The organism is Amycolatopsis speibonae (genome assembly GCF_042647925.1).
Taxonomy (GTDB): domain Bacteria; phylum Actinomycetota; class Actinomycetes; order Mycobacteriales; family Pseudonocardiaceae; genus Amycolatopsis; species Amycolatopsis speibonae.
On sequence record NZ_JBHRWK010000014.1, the window covers coordinates 621768 to 638737 of the forward strand.

17 protein-coding genes are annotated in these 16970 nt (G+C 69.4%); 11 read left to right on the forward strand and 6 right to left on the reverse strand.

Annotated elements, in window-relative coordinates; genetic code table 11:
• Positions 1 to 34: 34 nt before the first annotated feature.
• The 6 genes from ACFOSH_RS11095 to tsaE are packed head-to-tail and all read left to right on the forward strand — an operon-like array spanning position 35 to position 6089.
• Positions 35 to 850: a DeoR/GlpR family DNA-binding transcription regulator gene (locus ACFOSH_RS11095; protein ID WP_378238648.1), complete on the forward strand. Its 816-nt coding sequence runs from the start codon at positions 35 to 37 to the stop codon at positions 848 to 850.
• Complete coding sequence (xylB, locus tag ACFOSH_RS11100) at positions 840 to 2267, forward strand: xylulokinase (RefSeq protein WP_378238649.1); 1428 nt, start codon at positions 840 to 842, stop codon at positions 2265 to 2267. The genes ACFOSH_RS11095 and xylB overlap by 11 nt, the downstream gene beginning before the upstream one ends.
• A 4-nt stretch (positions 2268 to 2271) precedes the next feature.
• Positions 2272 to 3363, forward strand: coding sequence for an ABC transporter ATP-binding protein (locus tag ACFOSH_RS11105; protein WP_378238650.1), 1092 nt, complete (start codon positions 2272 to 2274; stop codon positions 3361 to 3363).
• 28 nt (positions 3364 to 3391) lie between these two features.
• Positions 3392 to 4531 (forward strand): alanine racemase, encoded by a 1140-nt coding sequence (alr, locus tag ACFOSH_RS11110; protein WP_378238651.1) that lies wholly within the window; start codon positions 3392 to 3394, stop codon positions 4529 to 4531.
• A complete protein-coding gene (locus ACFOSH_RS11115; protein ID WP_378238652.1) occupies positions 4528 to 5625 on the forward strand; it encodes an alpha/beta fold hydrolase in 1098 nt (365 codons plus the stop codon). Before alr ends, ACFOSH_RS11115 begins: the two co-directional genes overlap by 4 nt.
• Complete coding sequence (tsaE, locus tag ACFOSH_RS11120) at positions 5625 to 6089, forward strand: tRNA (adenosine(37)-N6)-threonylcarbamoyltransferase complex ATPase subunit type 1 TsaE (protein WP_378238653.1); 465 nt, start codon at positions 5625 to 5627, stop codon at positions 6087 to 6089. Before ACFOSH_RS11115 ends, tsaE begins: the two co-directional genes overlap by 1 nt.
• 155 nt (positions 6090 to 6244) lie before the next feature.
• Here the strand turns inward: tsaE and ACFOSH_RS11125 are convergent, their stop codons facing one another.
• From ACFOSH_RS11125 to ACFOSH_RS11135, 3 genes are all read right to left on the reverse strand, one after another.
• Positions 6245 to 6607, reverse strand: a complete 363-nt coding sequence (locus ACFOSH_RS11125; RefSeq protein ID WP_378238654.1) for a hypothetical protein — start codon at positions 6605 to 6607, stop codon at positions 6245 to 6247.
• 526 nt (positions 6608 to 7133) lie between these two features.
• Entirely contained in the window at positions 7134 to 8465 is a 1332-nt protein-coding gene (locus ACFOSH_RS11130; protein WP_378238655.1) for a carboxyl transferase domain-containing protein, read from the reverse strand.
• Positions 8462 to 9883 (reverse strand): acyl-CoA synthetase, encoded by a 1422-nt coding sequence (locus ACFOSH_RS11135; protein WP_378238656.1) that lies wholly within the window; start codon positions 9881 to 9883, stop codon positions 8462 to 8464. Before ACFOSH_RS11135 ends, ACFOSH_RS11130 begins: the two co-directional genes overlap by 4 nt.
• 330 nt (positions 9884 to 10213) lie before the next feature.
• Here ACFOSH_RS11135 and tsaB point away from each other — a divergent pair, with 330 nt between their 5' ends.
• Genes tsaB through tsaD form a run of 3 tightly spaced genes read left to right on the forward strand, consistent with a single transcriptional unit; the run spans position 10214 to position 12401 of the window.
• Positions 10214 to 10879 carry a tRNA (adenosine(37)-N6)-threonylcarbamoyltransferase complex dimerization subunit type 1 TsaB gene (gene tsaB / locus ACFOSH_RS11140; protein ID WP_378238657.1) on the forward strand — a complete coding sequence of 222 codons (666 nt, stop codon included), beginning with the start codon at positions 10214 to 10216 and terminating at the stop codon, positions 10877 to 10879.
• Positions 10876 to 11355: a ribosomal protein S18-alanine N-acetyltransferase gene (gene rimI / locus ACFOSH_RS11145; protein ID WP_378238658.1), complete on the forward strand. Its 480-nt coding sequence runs from the start codon at positions 10876 to 10878 to the stop codon at positions 11353 to 11355. Before tsaB ends, rimI begins: the two co-directional genes overlap by 4 nt.
• Positions 11355 to 12401 carry a tRNA (adenosine(37)-N6)-threonylcarbamoyltransferase complex transferase subunit TsaD gene (gene tsaD / locus ACFOSH_RS11150; RefSeq protein ID WP_378238659.1) on the forward strand — a complete coding sequence of 349 codons (1047 nt, stop codon included), beginning with the start codon at positions 11355 to 11357 and terminating at the stop codon, positions 12399 to 12401. Before rimI ends, tsaD begins: the two co-directional genes overlap by 1 nt.
• Here tsaD and wecB read toward each other — a convergent pair.
• From wecB to ACFOSH_RS11165, 3 genes are all read right to left on the reverse strand, one after another.
• Complete coding sequence (gene wecB, locus ACFOSH_RS11155; RefSeq protein ID WP_378238831.1) at positions 12398 to 13549, reverse strand: non-hydrolyzing UDP-N-acetylglucosamine 2-epimerase; 1152 nt, start codon at positions 13547 to 13549, stop codon at positions 12398 to 12400. The genes tsaD and wecB overlap by 4 nt on opposite strands.
• A 105-nt stretch (positions 13550 to 13654) precedes the next feature.
• Positions 13655 to 13834: a peptidase gene (locus ACFOSH_RS11160; RefSeq protein ID WP_378238660.1), complete on the reverse strand. Its 180-nt coding sequence runs from the start codon at positions 13832 to 13834 to the stop codon at positions 13655 to 13657.
• A gap of 21 nt (positions 13835 to 13855) precedes the next feature.
• Complete coding sequence (locus ACFOSH_RS11165) at positions 13856 to 14632, reverse strand: choice-of-anchor P family protein (RefSeq protein ID WP_378238661.1); 777 nt, start codon at positions 14630 to 14632, stop codon at positions 13856 to 13858.
• A gap of 428 nt (positions 14633 to 15060) precedes the next feature.
• Here ACFOSH_RS11165 and xrtP point away from each other — a divergent pair, with 428 nt between their 5' ends.
• On the forward strand, positions 15061 to 15564 hold the full coding sequence (gene xrtP / locus ACFOSH_RS11170) for an exosortase P (protein ID WP_378238832.1): 504 nt from the start codon (positions 15061 to 15063) through the stop codon (positions 15562 to 15564).
• Entirely contained in the window at positions 15564 to 16952 is a 1389-nt protein-coding gene (locus ACFOSH_RS11175) for a glycosyltransferase (RefSeq protein WP_378238662.1), read from the forward strand. Before xrtP ends, ACFOSH_RS11175 begins: the two co-directional genes overlap by 1 nt.
• Positions 16953 to 16970: the final 18 nt, after the last annotated feature.

Below are 16970 nucleotides of genomic sequence, written 5' to 3' on the forward strand. Positions count from 1 at the left end.
GCCGCGAAGGTCCGGGTCGTGAACGGTGTCGCCCATGTCTAAGACCAGGCCTTCGGACGCCGCCGTCGAGCACCGGCGCCAGGAGATCCTCGACCACGTCATCGCCACCGGCGAAGTCCGCATCGACGACCTCACCACCCGGTTCGGCGTCAGCCTGATGACGATGCACCGCGACCTCGACGACCTCGCCGAGCGCCGCCTCCTCCGCAAACTCCGCGGCAAGGTCGAGGCCTACCCGGCGACGACCATGGAGTCGGCCGCCCGCTTCCGCGACACCTTCAACCAGGCCACGAAGGACACCCTCGGCGAGGCCGCCGCGGCGCACGTCCACTCCGGCCAGACGGTCTTCGTCGACGACTCGACGACGCTCTTCCCGCTCGTCCGCCGCCTCGGCCAGATCGAGGACCTCACCGTCATCACCAACTCGCTCGAAGCCGCCCGCATCCTCGGCCCGGTCAAGAGCGTCGAGGTGGTGCTCGCCGGCGGCCGATACCACCACGAGTACGACTCGTGCGCGGGCCCGGACGTCCTCGCTTTCCTCGAGCGCACGCACGCCGACATCGCGTTCGTCTCGGTCGCCGCGATCGCGGTCGGCCGCCTGTTCCACCCCGTCCAGGACTACGCCGCGCTCAAGAAGGCCGCGCTGCGCACCTCGAGCCACAACGTGCTGGTCGTCGACAACTCCAAGTTCGGCCGCACGGCCACCTTCGCGCACGGCGACATCGGCGACTACGACCTCCTGATCACCGACGATCTGACGCCGACCGAGGAGATCGAGGCGGCGCTGAACGCGGGAACGGCCATCGAGCAGGTCGAGTGCGACCCGGAAGGGCCGGAATATGAAATCTGACCTGGTCGCCGGAATCGACTCGTCGACCCAGTCGACGAAGGTCGTCGTCTGCGACGCGGCCACCGGCGAGATCGTCCGCACAGGCCGCGCTTCGCACCCCGAAGGCACCGAAGTCGCCCCCGCCGCGTGGTGGGACGCCTTCCGCGAGGCCACCGACGGCCTCCTCGACGGCGTCGGCGCCATCGGCATCGGCGGTCAGCAGCACGGCATGGTCACCCTCGACGAGGCAGGCGAGGTCGTCCGGCCCGCGTTGTTGTGGAACGACACCCGGTCCGCGAAAGCGGCCGAAGACCTCGGCGGCGAACTCGGTCCCGAGAACTGGGCGAAGTCCGTCGGCTCGCTGCCTGTCGCCAGCTTCACTGTCACGAAGCTGCGGTGGATGGCGGAGAACGAGCCCGAGTTGGCCGATCGCGTCGCCCGCGTGCTGCTGCCCCACGACTGGCTGACCTGGCGGCTGCTGGGGGCAGGGGCCGAGCCGGTCACCGATCGCGGCGACGCCTCCGGGACCGGCTACTTCTCGCCCGCCACCGGCACGTACCGCCAGGACCTCCTCGCGCACGCCTTCGGCGGGCGTACCCCGGAGCTGCCCAAGGTCATCGGCCCCGCCGAAGCCGCGGGCCACACCCCGGACGGGATCCTGGTCTCGGCCGGAACCGGCGACAACATGGCCGCCGCGCTCGGTCTCGAACTGGTCCCCGGCGACGTCGTGGTCTCACTCGGCACCAGCGGCACCGTCTTCGGCGTCTCCGAGACCGCGAGCGCCGACCCGTCCGGCATCGTCGCGGGATTCGCCGACGCCACCGGCCGTTTCCTGCCACTGGCCTGCACCCTCAACGCCGCCCGCGTGCTCACGGCCACGTCCGCGATGCTCGGCGTCGAACTCGCGGAGTTCGACGCGCTGGCGCTCGCGGCCGAGCCCGGCTCCGGCGGCCTCACGTTCCTGCCCTACCTCGACGGTGAGCGGACGCCGAACCTCCCGGACGCCAAGGGCACGCTCTTCGGCCTGACCCGCGCGAACATGACGCCCGAGAACCTCGCCCGCGCCGCCGTCGAAGGCATGTTGTGTGGGCTCGCAGCCGGTCTCGACGCCCTGCGTGACCAGGGGCTCGAAGTCCGCCGGGTCCTCCTGATCGGCGGTGGCGCGCAGTCGGCGGCCGTCCGCGCGGTCGCGCCGATCGTGTTCGGCGTGCCCGTCGTCGTCCCCGAGGTCGCCGAGTACGTCGCGGTCGGCGCCGCGCGGCAGGCGGCCTGGGCCCTCGCTTCCAGCACGGAACCTCCCCGCTGGCAGGAACAGCACGGCTACACCCCACTCGAGCCGACCGAGGCGGACCGCGCCGAGGGGCACCGGATCCAGCAACGGCATCTCGAAGCCCGCGAACTCGGGCACGGCATTTCCGCGAAACCGAAAGAGGACTGAACCGATGGCCACGATCACCTACGACAAGGCGACCCGGCGCTACGCGGGCTCCGAGCGACCCGCTGTGGACGCACTCGACCTCGAGATCGCCGACGGCGAGTTCCTCGTGCTGGTCGGGCCGTCCGGCTGTGGCAAGTCCACCAGCCTGCGGATGCTCGCCGGCCTCGAGGACATCGACGACGGCGCCGTCTGGATCGGCGACCGCGACGTCACGCAGCTGCCGCCGCGCGCCCGCGACATCGCGATGGTGTTCCAGAACTACGCGCTGTACCCGCACATGACCGTCGGCCAGAACATGGGCTTCGCGCTGAAGATCGCCGGCCGTCCGGCCGCGGAGATCAAGCAGAAGGTGCTCGACGCGGCCAAGCTGCTCGACATCGAGCAGTACCTCGACCGCAAGCCGAAGGCGCTCTCCGGTGGTCAGCGTCAGCGTGTCGCGATGGGCCGCGCCATCGTGCGTGAGCCGCAGGTCTTCCTGATGGACGAGCCGCTGTCGAACCTCGACGCGAAGCTGCGTGTGTCCACCCGTACGCAGATCGCGGCGCTGCAGCGCCGCCTCGGCGTCACCACCGTGTACGTCACGCACGACCAGGTCGAGGCCATGACGATGGGCGACCGGGTCGCCGTCCTCTCGGACGGTCTCCTGCAGCAGTGCGACACCCCGCGCGCCCTGTACGACAAGCCCGCAAACGCTTTCGTCGCCGGATTCATCGGCTCGCCCGCGATGAACCTCGTCACTGCGAAGCTCACCGAAGACGGTGCCGAACTCGGTGGCGCGCGCGTGCCGCTGACCCGCGAGATCCTCGCCAAGGCCGACGGCGACACGGTCACCCTCGGCTTCCGGCCGGAGTCGCTCGAGGTGACCACCAGCGAAGACGGCACGCTGCCGATCAAGGTCGAACTGGTCGAGGAGCTCGGCTCGGACGCGTACGTCTACGGCAAGCTGGCCGAGACCGACGCCGAGGGGACGAAGTCGAACGTCGTCACCCGGGTGGACCCGCGTAAGCCGCCGGTCATGGGCGACACGCTGCACCTGCGGGTTCGCCCCGACGAGCTGCACGTGTTCTCCGCCACCGACGGGGCGCGCCTGTCCTGAGCCGGTTCGTGGGAAACTGGTGGTCGTTATGACCGCCAGTTTCCCGCGTGCCGAGGTCGTCATCGACCTGTCCGCCATCCGGCACAATGTCGCCCTGCTCGCTTCCCGTGCCGCCGGTGCCCAGACGATGGCCGTCGTCAAGGCCGACGGCTACGGCCATGGAGCGCTCGAAGTCGGCCGAGCCGCCGTTGACGGCGGAGCCACCTGGCTGGGCACCTGCTCCCTTGGCGAGGCGCTCGCGCTGCGCCGCGCGGGGATCGAGGTCCGGCTCTTCAGCTGGCTCGACACTCCCGAAGCCGACTTCGCGGCCGCTATCGCCGAAGACATCGACGTCGCCGTCAGCTCCCTCGACGAGCTAGCCCGCGTAGCCGACGGCGTGCGCCGGGCACGCGACTTTAGCGGGCTAAACGCGATCGGGAGGGTGCACCTCAAGATCGACACCGGCCTGTCCCGAAACGGCTGTCCACCTGCGGAATGGCCAGCGCTGGTCCAGGCCGCCGCGGCCGCGAAGCCGCTCATCGAGGTCGTCGCGATCTGGTCGCACCTCGCCTGCGCCGACGACCTCGGCCACCCCTCCATCGACGCGCAGGCGAAGCGGTTCGACGAGGCCTACGACATCGCCCGCGCGGCCGGCTTGAACCCGATGCGGCACATCGCGAACTCCGCCGCCGTCCTGACCAGGTCCGACCTGCACTTCGACCTCGTCCGCCCCGGGATCGCGATCTACGGGCTGAACCCGGTGCCCACCGCCGACGACCTGCGCCCGGCGATGACCTTCAAGTCTTCGGTCGTGCTGACAAAACGGATTCCGGTCGGCGAATCGGTCTCGTATGGCCACACTTGGACGGCCGAGCGTGACACCACTCTCGCACTCGTCCCGGTCGGATACGCCGACGGCGTGCCGCGGACGCTTTCCGGACGGATGGACGTCCTGCTCGACGGAAAGCGGAGGCCGGTCGTCGGCCGCGTCTGCATGGATCAGCTGATCGTCGACTGCGGAGACGACGAACCGGCCGTCGGCAGCGAAGTGATCCTCTTCGGCCAGGGCGCTTCCAGTGAGCCGACAGCCCGGGAATGGGCAGACAAGCTGGGGACGATCGACTACGAGATCGTGACCTCGATGTACCGGCCGCGGATCCACCGCACGTATCTGGAGGCGGGCTCGTGACACCTTCAAGACGACTGCTGGCCATCGTCGGCGGCGTCGGGGCGGTCGCCACCGGCACCGCCGCCGCGATCGCCGTCGCCGCACAGCAGCGGCGGCAGAATGAGGATCCGTTCGTGGACGAGCCGTTGGGGGATCTTGAACCGGATCGGACGTCGACAGTGGCGGCGGAGGACGGCACGCCGCTCGCGGTCGAGGAGATCGATCCGGCCGATGGGGGAAAACCGGAGCTGACCGTCGTCGGCGTGCACGGTTTCGCGTTGTCGAAGCGCTGCTGGCATTTCCAGCGGCGAGACCTCGCGTCGCTGAAGCTGCCCAGGGTGCGTCAGGTCTACTACGACCATCGCGGGCATGGGCAATCCGGCGCCGCGACCGCCGAAACCAGCACCATCGAACAGCTTTCACGCGACCTCGACATGGTCCTGCGATCGGTGGTGCCGGACGGGCCCATCGTGCTCATGGGGCATTCGATGGGCGGCATGGTGATCATGGAGCTCGCCGCGGAGAATCCCGAGTTGTTCGACGACCGCGTCGGCGGCGTCGCGTTCATCGCGACCGCGGCAGGCGAAGTCGGCGCTCGAGGACTGCCGCGGTCACTGCTTTCGAAGTACAACCCGCTCACGCGAGGCGTCGGCGGGCTGGCCGGCTGGCAGCCGGGACTCGTCGAGTTCGTGCGCGCGGCAGGAGGTCAGCTGACCCGGCAGGCCGTGCGCAGACTGGCTTTCGGCAGCCGGGAAGTGTCTCCGCGACTCGTCGACTTCATGCTGGAAATGCTCGAAGTGACGCCGGTGCGCGGGCTTGTGAACTTCGTCGACACGCTCGGCAGCCACAACCGGTACGCCGCGCTCGCCGGGCTGAAGCACGCGCATGTGCTGGTCGTCGGCGGGGATTCCGACCGGTTCACGCCGATCGCGCACGCCGAGCGGATCGCGGCGGAGCTGCCGGACGCGGAGCTGGTGCGCGTGCGCGGCGCGGGGCACATGGTGCAGCTGGAACAACCCGAACTGGTGAACAGTCACCTGATCGACTTGGTACAACGGTGCACGGGCACCGATGGTGAGACTTCCGACCGGCGCAACTGGTGGTGGCAACGCTGATGAATTTCGCTTTCCCGACTCCCGAGTCGACGATGGAATTCGGGCGAGAGCTCGGACGTTCGCTGCGCGCGGGCGATCTGGTGCTGCTCGCCGGGCCGCTCGGGGCGGGCAAGACGACGCTGACCCGCGGGATCGCGGACGGTCTCGGTGTCGGCGGGCGGGTCAGCTCGCCGACGTTCGTGATCGCGCGTGTGCATCCGGCCGGTGAGGCTGGGGTCGCACTGGTGCACGTCGACGCGTACCGGCTCGGCGGGGATCTCACGCAGCTGGACGACCTGGACCTCGACACCGAACTGGAGCGGTCCGCGCTGGTCGTCGAATGGGGCGAGGGGGCCGCGGAGCGCCTTTCGGACGACTACCTCGTCGTGCGCCTGGAACGTCGCGAGGACGACGTCCGCTTGGTCACCCTGGAGCCGCACGGCACCTGGGCTTCGCGCACTCCCAACCTGCGTTTAGCGGGCTAATCGCGATCTGGGCCGCCGACCTGCGTTTCGCCCCCTAATCGCGATCTCACCCGGATGCCGCATCAGGGCCCTTCCGGCGAAGCGTCCCCTCAATGCCCCAAGAGGGCTTGGGGGTGCGCATGCCGCTGGGTCCCACAGCGACATGCGCACCCTGTCTAGACGGCGGAGACCGGTTCAGCCTGTGGGCCGCCTCGTCCACGCCGACGGTGAAGCCACCACAAGCCGCAGAAACCGATTACGCCGGTTTGCGCGGCCGGCGTCGCGACCGCTGTCAACGCGACGAGCGCGGTGATCAACGCGAACCAATAGAGCAGAACACGTCCGGTGTCCTCCCGGCTGCCGAAGAACGTGCTCCGCCAGAAATCGGGCCACTGGGCCGCGGGACGCAGATGGACGCGGCGGCACGCGGGGTCGGTGACCATGCCGACCGGTTCGCTCGCCAAATCGAGCAATTCGTCGAGACTGACTTCTGCCGGGTGACACCCGCCGTGGTGATCCTGGTTCGTGTCCGGGGTCATCGCCTGCGGCTGGGGTGGCTCCTCTGGCATACCGCCGGAACACGGCGCTACGCTGGTCATGTTTGACGCCTCCATAGAACGGGTTGATGGAGTGGTTGAACTTCAAAGCGGCTCCCCCTGCACGGGGAGCCGCTTCCTTTTGGGTGCGGCGTTCGGTCGTTGCCGAGCCGCAACACAAGCCATTGTGGACGAATTTCCCGGACCTACGGGGCGGTAAGTAAAAGGTTGCTGGATCCTGCGCCGAGCGGTCGGCGTAATTCACCCCAGGTCATCGAATTATGCCGTTGTAACTCGAAAGAGTAGTTGCGGACGTGGCTCATCGTCTCATTACCTGAATAGTGAGACGCAGAGTGTTTTTCCTCCGCACTATCGAGTGGCCTGGTGTTGTTCGCGTGGAAAGAAATGTTCGGTATCGGATGTTCGCCAGTCGCATTCGCGCCTGCCGATGACCATGCTTCGCGGAGCATGCCCGCTCAGCGCCGATCCCCGACCGTTTGTCGCTTACCCACAGATCGCGTTTAGCGGGCTAAACGCGATCCGCTGGGCCGACGACGGAGCGCGCGATTCCGAGGGCGACCAGGTCTTGGGGGCGGAGCCGCAGCCGGTCCGCGAGGGCGGGGACCTCGTCGGTGGGCAGCTTGAGGATCGCCGCGGCCGCCTCGGGCGAGGTGACCGAGAAGTACGCGCCGGGCGCCACCCAAGTCGAACCCGGTGCCGCGAACGCCAGCGCGCCACCGGACCCGCCTTCCCCGATCACCAGCGTCGTGATCGGCACGGCCGCGCTCGCGACAGCCTCGAACAACTCCGCGATCGCCGCGCCGGCCCCGGCCCGCTCGGCCGCCGCGTCGTTCGCCGCACCGGGGGTGTCGACGAGGGTGAGCACCGGGATCCCGAGCCTCGACGCGAGCCGCACCAGGCGCGACGCCGTCCGGAAACCCGCGGGCAGCGTCGGTGTCCCACACTGCGCCGCGTACGCGATCGCGCGGCCGCCTCGCCAGCCGAAGCCGCACAAGACACCGGAGTCGACCCCGCCGCACCTGTCGCCCGAGACATCCTCACGCCAGTCGAAGTAGGCGTCGAGGTACTCCGCAGCCTTCGGTCGCTCAGGGGAGCGCGCCGCCTGAACCGCGGCCCAACCGCTGTCGGGCAAGCCCGCCGATCCGAGCGCGGCGGGAGGCTCAGCGGCATCCGTCGTCCGCGATGTCAGCAGCCGTAGCCACCGTTCCAGCGCCGTGGGGAGGTCAGCGGGCCGCACGATCCTGTCGACCTGACCCCACGCGAGCTTCGCCTCGGCCGTGTACGCCGCCGCGGGCGCGTCAGCCGGCCGCACCCGGGAACCGGCGAAACCGACCTGCGCCTCGGGCAGCGCGAGAACGACATCGGCGCTCGCGCCGAGCGTCGCCCAGCCACCACCCGTGGTCGGATCGCGCAGCACCGAGATCTGCGGCACCGACCGGGCCCCGGCCGCCGCCCGCGCGATGCGCTGCAACTGCGAAAGCGCACGCATCCCATGCTGCATCCGGCTGCCGCCGGTCGCGATCAGCGAAACCACCGGCAACCGGGACTCGACCGCCCGCGCGAACGCCGCCTCGACCCGATCACCGGTCCGCTGACCGATCGACCCACCCAGGAAGCCGAACTCGAAGGCGATCACGACCGCTTCGACGTCGCCGATCTCTGCGGTCCCGCAGAGCACTGATTCGTCTTCGCCAGTGCGTTCCTCGGCGGCCTCGCGTGCCGCGCGGTAGCCCGGCCAGTCGATCGGCCCGTCGTCCGGCTCGTCGGACCGCGGAACGTCCAGGTCCTCGAAACCGGTCGCGATCTCCTCGACGACCGATCGCGCGGAGGGCCTGCTCATCCGAGCGCGCGTTTCATGACCTTGCCCATGTCGTTGCGCGGCAACGCTTCCAGGTAGCGGACCACCCGGGGTCGCTTGTGCGGCGACAACAGGCGCGAGACGTGATCGGCGAGTTCCGACTCCGTCGGGTGTTCTCCTTCGGGCACCACCCAAGCCACGATGCGCTCGCCGAGGTCGTCGTCGGGCTCGCCGGTCACCGCGACCTCCGCGACACCGGGGTGCTCCATGAGCGCGTTCTCGATCTCGCCCGCGCCGATCTTGTAGCCGCCGCTCTTGATCAGATCCGTCGCCTTCCGGCCGACGATCTTCACGTATCCGGCCGCGTCGCGGGTCGCCATGTCGCCGGTGCGGAACCAGCCCTCGTCGAAGGCGGCTTCGGTGGCGTCGGGACGGTTGAGGTACTCGGTGAACAAGTTCGGCCCGCGGACCTGGATCTCACCGACGGTCTCGAGTTCTTCGACAGGGTTTCCCGCCTCGTCGACAAGGCGCAGATCGACGCCGTCCAACGGGACGCCGACGGTGCCGGGGACACGCTCGCCGTCGGCGCGGACACTGGTGTTCATGAGGGTCTCGGTCATGCCGTAGCGCTCGATCACACGCTGGCCGGTCGCCGCGGTGATGCGCTGGTGGTCGTGGACGGGCAACGCGGCCGATCCGGAGACGAGCAGCCGGGCGCCGCTCAGCGCCTCGGCGAGCGACGGGTCATCGCCGACTTCGCCCGCGATGCGGTGGTACATGGTCGGGACCCCGAACAGCATCGTCGCGCCGGTGGCGAGTTCGCGTGTGACCCCTTCGGTGGAGAAACGACCGAGATGCCGGACCGAGCCGCCGCGCCGGAGCGGCCCGAGGATGCCGAGGATCAGGCCGTGCACGTGGAACAGCGGGAGACCGTGCACCAGGACGTCGTCGGACGTCCACTCCCAAACGTCCTCGAGAGCGTCGAGGGTGGCCGAGATCGCGCGGCGGGGGAGGACGACGCCCTTGGGCGGGCCGGTCGTCCCGGAGGTGTAGACGATCAGCGCCGGGGCTTCGGCGTCCGGTTCCGAGGGTAGATCGCCGGGCGTGCCTTCGAGGGTGATGTCGCGGCGCGGCAGACCGGCGAGACCCGAGGGGAGGTCGGCGCCCGGTTCGGCGAGTACGAGGACGGGCTCGCTGTCGGCGAGGATGTGGGCGAGTTCGCGCTCGCCGATCTTCGGGTTGAGCGGGATGGCCGGGACGCCGGCGAGCAGCGCGGCGATCACGGCGACGCTGGTGTGCATCGTCGGCGTCGCCCAGACGGCGACGCGGCCGCTCGGCAGGTCTCGGGCGAGCGTGCCGGCGACGGTCGCGACCTCAGCGTGGGTCAGGGAGGTGCCGCCGAAGCGGAGGGCCTCCTTGCCGGAGCCGCTCGCCAGCGTGGGGAACAACCGATCGGGCACCTGGGGACCTCCTGCTCGACTCTGCGGCCGGGGCGCGTGGATCCGAAGAGCCCCTCTCCGGACCGTACCGCGCTGCCCGCCCACCCCCCTGCGACCCGCTTCACACCCTGCGCCGGGAGCGACTTTCGCGGGCTAACCGCGATCTGCGGGGCTGGAGGCACGCGTCCCGCCGGATCGCGTTTAGCCCCCTAATCGCGATCCGGCGGGCAGGGCGAGGGGAGCGACTTTAGCCCCCTAATCGCGATCCGGCGGCGGGGGAGAGGGGCTGGAGAAGGGTTGCGTTTAGCCCGCTAAACGCGACCTGGGGCGCTGGTCGTAGGCTGGGTAACCGTGCTGGTACTGGCCATCGACACCTCGACCCCGGCGGTCACCGCGGGCCTCGTCGCCCTGGACGGCGACGTCCTCGAGTCACGCGGCGACCGCGTCACGGTCGACCCGCGCGCACACGGCGAGCTGATCACGCCCCACGCCCTCGAAGCCGTCAAGGCCGCGGGCGTCACGCTTCGCGACCTCGACGCCATCGTCTGCGGCGTCGGCCCCGGCCCCTTCACCGGCCTCCGCGCCGGCATGGCCACCGCCGCGTCGCTCGCCCACGCCCTCGGCATCCCCGCCCATCCGGTCTGCAGCCTCGACGCGATCGCCGCTGACGTCGCCCCCGGCGAAGCGCCCTTCCTCGTCCTAACGGACGCGAGGCGCCGCGAGGTCTACTGGGCCGCATACGCCGCCGACGGTTCCCGCGCCGACGGCCCGCACGTCCAGCGGCCGGCCGACCTCGAGACGACCATCAAGGTCGCGGCGGGCGACGGCGCCCTCCTCTACGCGGACGCTCTCGGCGTCCAGCCGATCGAACCGCGCTTCCCATCGCCTCTCGGACTGGTCAAAGCCGCCCGTGAAGTCCTCCAAAGCGGGGAAGAGCCCGCCCCGCTCACGCCGCTCTACCTCCGCCGTCCGGACGCCGTCGAACCGGTCGCGCGCAAGAAGGTGACCACGCCGTGAGGCTGGAACCCTTACGCCGCAAGGATATTCCCCGCTGTGTCGAGATAGAGAAGATCCTCTTTCCCGGCGATTCCCCATGGAGCGCCTACGCCTTCCACGCGGAACTCGACGGCGGCGGTTACTACCTGGTCGCCCGTCCGGATGAAAGCGACGAGATCATCGGTTACGCCGGGCTCGCCGTCGTCGGCCGCCGCGGCGACTACGAGGCGAGCCTTCACACGATCGGTGTCGACCCGGACCGGCAGCGCAACGGGATCGGCACCACGCTGCTGAAGGCGCTCCTCGACCGCGCGGACGAACTCGCCGCGCCGGTCTTCCTCGAAGTCCGCACCGACAACGACGCGGCGATCACGCTCTACGAGCGGCACGGTTTCGAACGCGTCGGCCTCCGGAAGCGCTACTACCAGCCCTCCGGCGCCGACGCCTACACGATGGCCCGCCCGCGGGCCCAGGTCCGAGACGAGGTGGCGGGCTGATGCCACGCATCATCATGGGCATCGAGAGTTCGTGCGACGAGACCGGCGTCGGCCTCGTCCGCCTGCACGACGACAACACGGTCGAACTCCTCGCCGACGAGGTCGCCTCCAGCGTCGATCAGCACGCCCGCTTCGGTGGCGTCGTGCCCGAGGTCGCGAGCCGCGCGCACTTGGAGGCGATGGTCCCGACGGTCGAGCGCGCCTTCGAGAAGGCCGGGCTGAAACTGTCCGATGTGGACGCTATCGCGGTGACCGCCGGACCCGGTCTCGCCGGCGCGCTCCTGGTCGGCGTCGCCGCGGCCAAGGCCTATTCCGCCGCGCTCGACATCCCGCTCTACGGCGTCAATCACCTCGCCGGGCACATCGCCGTCGACACGCTCCAGCATGGACCGCTGCCCGAACGCTGTCTCGCCCTGCTGGTCTCCGGCGGGCACACGCAATTGCTTCTGGTGGACGACATCGCGTCCGAGATCACCGAACTCGGGTCCACTGTGGACGACGCGGCGGGCGAGGCCTACGACAAGGTCGCCCGCGTCCTCGGCCTGCCGTACCCCGGCGGCCCGCCCATCGACAAGGCCGCCAAGAACGGCGACGGCGCGGCCATCGCGTTCCCTCGCGGGATGACCGGACCGCGTGACGCGAAGTTCGATTTTTCCTTCTCCGGCTTGAAAACCGCCGTCGCGCGCTGGATCGAGGGCGCCGAGCGCCGCGGTGAGGAGATCCCCGTCGACGACGTCGCCGCGTCGTTCCAGGAGGCCGTCGCCGACGTGCTCACCAGGAAGGCGATCCGGGCGGCGAAGGAACACGGAGTGGACACGCTGGTGATCTCCGGTGGCGTGGCGGCGAATTCGCGGCTGTCCGAACTCGCCGCCGAGCGCTGCGCGGAAGCCGGGATCACCCTGCGGGTCCCGCGGCCGCGGCTGTGCACCGACAACGGCGCGATGATCGCCGCGCTCGGCGCGCACGTGGTCGCCGCCGGGCGGCCGCAGGCGTCGCTGGACTTCTCCGCCAATCCGGCGCTGCCGGTCCAGATCGTCTCGATCTAGCGCGATTCGGCGGCGGTGCGCGGCGCCGGGGCGAGATCGAGCAGCTCTTCCAGCGCGGCCACCGTCAGAACCGCGGCATTGCCGTCACCGTAAGGGTTTCCGGCGTGCGTCGGATGGAGATCGCCGCACAGGATCTTGGCGGCGGTGTCCGCGATGAGGCTGGTATCCGTCCCGACCAGCCAGGCGCAGCCCGCCTCGATGGCCTCGCGCCGCTCGGTGACATCGCGCAGCACGAGGACGGGCGTGCCGAACGTCGGCGCTTCCTCTTGGATACCACCGGAATCGGTCAGGACGAGCTCGGCCAGCCGCAGCGCGCGCACGAGATCGGGATACTCGAGCGGTTCGGTGATCGTCACCCGCGGCGTCCCGCCGAGCGCGGTCACGACCTGTTCCCGCACGGCCGGATTGGGGTGCACCGGGAACAGCACCTGGACGTCGCTGTGCTCCGCGACGATCAGTTCGATGGCCGCGAGCGTGCGGCCCAGCGGCTCGCCCCAGGACTCGCGGCGGTGCGACGTCACGAGGACGAGGCGTTCCCCCGCCTCGGCGATTTCCATCTCCAGCAACGCGAGCGCGGTGTCCCGCGCCGGGAGATCACGCTCGGCGATCGCGATCACGGCGTCGACGACGGTGTTGCCGGTGACGGCGATCCGTTGGCGTGGAACACCTTCCGTGCGCAGCGCGGCCGCAGCGCCCGGTGTCGGCGCGAGGTGCAGGGCGGCGATGCGCGAGATCATCTGCCGGGTGCCCTCTTCGGGGAAAGGCGCGGCGAGGTCGTGCGTGCGCAGTCCCGCTTCCAGGTGCACCACCGGGATGCCCAGCCAGAACGCGGCGAGCGCGCCCGCCAGTCCCGTGGTCGTGTCACCCTGGACGACGACCGCCGCCGGGGCGACCCGCCGCAGCAGCTCGTCGAGCGCGGGGAGCAGCCCGGAAACCAGTTCCGCCTGGGTGCCGGTGGTCCGGGGCGGGGTGTCGAGCCACGCGTCGACAGGCAGGCCGAACGGGATCAGCGCCTGCTCGACCATGCCCTGATGCTGTCCACTGTGGACGACGAAGGGCCGCAGGTGCGGGTGCCCCGCCAGCGCCAGTGCCAGCGGGGCGAGCTTGACCGCCTCCGGCCGGGTCCCGGCCAGCAACATCACATCCACGCGTTCGCGCTCCTCATCCACGATTTCGAGTGTCCCGCAAAACACGGGTGACGGCCGCCGGCGTGCGAGGGGCCCACGCCGGCGGCCGCTGGAGTTCCGGGAGCGTCAGCTCCCCAGTCCGCCGAGCCGTTTCGTGCGGCGGTAGCCGGCGATGACCGCGATGGTTCCGAGAACCAGCAGGGTCACCCCGACGGCCAGCCACCAGCCGACATCGGCCCCGGTGGCGGCGAGGGCACCCACCCCGCCACCGGCGACGCCTACTCCGGCGCCAGGCAACTTGTACATTTCGACCTCACTTCACCCTGGTCAGGCGGTGGTCGCCGGACGACGGCGGCGAGCGACGCGGATACCGACCGGCACGGCGACGGCACCGAGCAGGCCGAGACCGATCCACAGTCCCGCGCCCGAAGCGAGCGGCACGGGCAGACCGGCCGGACCGCAGGTGGCCGACGAGACGATCACGTCGCCGGAGCCGAGCGGGGTGAGCGCCTCGCCGAGCAGCTTCACGTGGATCGCGTTGACCGTCAGGCTGCCGTCGCTGTTCTTGATCTGCTCGTTCAGGATGATCGTCGCGACGTTGACCGCGCCGAGACCGACCTTGACCTGGGTGTTCGGGGCCGGTGTCGCATCGACGGCGCCCGCGCTGCCGAGGTTCGCACCGACCAGGTTCGTCGCGCCCTGGACGCCCTTCTGGGTCGCGGTGCAGGTGGCTTCGACGACTTTGACGCCGACGTCGCCGAGCGCGCCCTTGAGCAGTGGCAGACCGACATCGGCGGTGCTGGCCTTGGCCGTCACGGCACCGGAGTTGTCGTCGCGCTTGGCTTCGGTGTTGATCGCGCCCGCGGTGAGCACACCGGTGAGGTTGGCTTTCGCGAGGCTGCTGGTGGTCGGCCCGGAGGTCTTCGCCTCGGCGAGCGGCCCGGCCTTCACCGCGTCTGCGCCGAGGAGCTTCACATCGACCTTGACGCCGTACGCGGAGCCGTCACCGGGGGCCGCCGAGGCGGGCGCCGCACCGGCGAGAGCCACGCTCGCCACCACAGCGGCGAGCAGTCCGCCTCGTCGCAAGAGGTGCGTGTTCTTCAACTGGTCCTCCGAATTGATTCGTGGGGGTTTTCTCTCAGCTGCGGTCGGCACGTGGGCACGACCTTTACGGACGAATCCTCAGCAGGCCTGAATCGGCTCGCGGATCGTCTATCGCCGAGTGTTTCTCAAATTGAACAGAAAATTGCGAGGATCACCGGATCAGGTGGTCTTGAGCACATTTCCCGCAGGTCGCCGGGTGCATCACTCTTTCGGCCTAGTCAGTTTCTCCACGATCGTGCCGAAAGGGCTCATGATCATGTTGTGAATGCGAACCCCGGTCGAAAGGGTGGGTTCTCGCTGACTTACTCTCGTCGGCGAGGTCCCTGTCCGCTTCGCCGGATACCGTCGTCCGCTGCGCCTTTTCTGAGAGGGTCACCGTGGCCGTTGCGAGCGCTCCTTTGCCCAGTTCCAGTCGATTCCCGCTGCGTCTGGCGGTACTGGCGGTGATCGCCGTCGCGGTCGCCCTGGTGCTGGCCGAGCGCCTGTATCGGGTATTCGAAGTCCAGCTCGCGGGGCTGATACTGAGGGTTATCACCACATCGGGTGTCTTCGTCGCCGGTGAACGCGAGACTGTCTACTTTGGGTTGTCGGGCGATACTCCACTCGGGTTAAGAATGACGCCGGAATGCTCGTCGGCATTCATGTTGCTGCCCTTGTTGTTGGTGACCGCCGTCATGTTGTATTTCCGCCCGAGAAATGCGAAGAGACTGTTCTCCTCGTTGGCCATTTCGGCGGCCGTGGTCATTCTTGTCAATCAGATGAGGGTTTTGGCGATCGTCGGCCTGGTGAACTGGCTCGGAGTGGACGAAGGTTATTACTGGGGGCACACTCTGCTCGGTTCGATGGTCAGTGTCCTCGGTGGCGCGATCGCCCTCGTGCTGTTCGTCTGGCTGGGCACCCGCAAGTCCCGCGCCGAGCGAGAGGCCGCCTGATGGGCGCCGGCTCGATCAAGATCCTTCTCGCGATCACCCAGGCGTTCGCGCTCACCATGAGCGTCGCGTTCATCGTGTACGTGGTCGTGATCGTCGTGCCGTACCTGCGGCGCAAACCCGCGCCCGTCGGCGACGCGGCCGACTTCACCTGGCACTTCTTCGTTCCGTGCCGGGACGAGCAGACCGTCATCCGCGAAACGGTGCGGTACCTGCGTTCGACGTTCCGGCACGCGCACGTCTGGGTCGTCGACGACGACTCCGAGGACCGCACGGCCCGGGTGGTCAAGTCGATCTGGCGGCGCAACGGCGGCTACGACCCGTACCTGCACCTCGTTCCCCGGCGTCGCCCGGAGGCCAGGACGGGCAAAGGCGACGCGCTCAACGCCGCCTATCAGGCGCTCAACTTCTGGATGGGCCCGGACGAGAGCCGTGACGACGTGGTCGTCGTGGTCGTCGACGCGGACGGCCGCCCGGCGGAGAACTGCCTCGAAGTGTGCGCCGCGGACCATCTGTTCGGCGACGGGACGATCGGTGCGGTGCAGCTCGACGTCTGGATGGGCAACGCCGACAGTCGTCCGCCGGGGAGGAGCTGGTTCTCGCGCGCTTTCGGGCTGAAGCTGGCCCAGATGCAGGATCTCGAGTTCCGCACGGCCATCGCGGCGATCCAGACCTCGCGCGGGTTCACCGGCACGATCTCCATGGGCGGCAACGGCCAGTTCACGCGACTGTCCGCCTTGGACTCGATCGCCGGGGAGGACGAACAGCCGTGGCGCGGTTCGCTGCTGGAGGACTTCGAACTCGGCGTGCACCTGCTGACCGCGGGCTGGCGGACCGGATACACGCCGGATTCCCATGTGAAACAAGAAGGTCTGTACAGCCTGCGGCGGTTCCTGGTGCAGCGCACGCGCTGGGGCCAGGGGACGATGCAGTGTTCGCGGTATCTGCGGCGGATCTGGGACTCGCCGCATGTGAGCACGCTGGGCGCGGCGGAGATGATGTACTACCTCGCGCAGCCGTGGATGCAGCTGCTCGGCTCGCTGCTGTACCCGATCCCGTTCATCCTGCTGCTCTTCAGCACCGCGGGGGATCCGGCGCAGGTGTGGACCTGGTTCGCCGACGACGGCGCGTGGATCCTGTTCGCGATCTACGGCTCGTTCGGGCTGCTGCCGTTCATCGTGTGGGGCCCGATCTATCAGTTCAAATGCCTGAAGAGCCGCAATCTCCTGCGCGGGCTCGGGATGGGCTTCGCCTACGCGCTGTACATCTACACGTTCTACATCACGTCGTGGCGGGCGCTGTTCCGCCTGGTGCGCGGCCGGAACGGCTGGTCGAAGACGCGGCGGAACACCGAGCACGCCCCCGGGGTCAAGGTCGCCCTGGACTCCTGACCCGCTCCCGCGCCGGAT

What these genes read in the sequence shown, in the direction of transcription:
- ACFOSH_RS11095 (WP_378238648.1), top strand. Translation starts at nt 35, where the DNA reads ATGTCTAAGACCAGGCCTTCGGACGCCGCCGTCGAGCACCGGCGCCAG.
- xylB (WP_378238649.1), top strand. Translation starts at nt 840, where the DNA reads ATGAAATCTGACCTGGTCGCCGGAATCGACTCGTCGACCCAGTCGACG.
- ACFOSH_RS11105 (WP_378238650.1), top strand. Translation starts at nt 2,272, where the DNA reads ATGGCCACGATCACCTACGACAAGGCGACCCGGCGCTACGCGGGCTCC.
- alr (WP_378238651.1), top strand. Translation starts at nt 3,392, where the DNA reads ATGACCGCCAGTTTCCCGCGTGCCGAGGTCGTCATCGACCTGTCCGCC.
- tsaE (WP_378238653.1), top strand. Translation starts at nt 5,625, where the DNA reads ATGAATTTCGCTTTCCCGACTCCCGAGTCGACGATGGAATTCGGGCGA.
- ACFOSH_RS11125 (WP_378238654.1), bottom strand. Translation starts at nt 6,607, where the DNA reads ATGACCCCGGACACGAACCAGGATCACCACGGCGGGTGTCACCCGGCA.
- ACFOSH_RS11130 (WP_378238655.1), bottom strand. Translation starts at nt 8,465, where the DNA reads ATGAGCAGGCCCTCCGCGCGATCGGTCGTCGAGGAGATCGCGACCGGT.
- tsaD (WP_378238659.1), top strand. Translation starts at nt 11,355, where the DNA reads ATGCCACGCATCATCATGGGCATCGAGAGTTCGTGCGACGAGACCGGC.
- ACFOSH_RS11160 (WP_378238660.1), bottom strand. Translation starts at nt 13,834, where the DNA reads ATGTACAAGTTGCCTGGCGCCGGAGTAGGCGTCGCCGGTGGCGGGGTG.
- ACFOSH_RS11175 (WP_378238662.1), top strand. Translation starts at nt 15,564, where the DNA reads ATGGGCGCCGGCTCGATCAAGATCCTTCTCGCGATCACCCAGGCGTTC.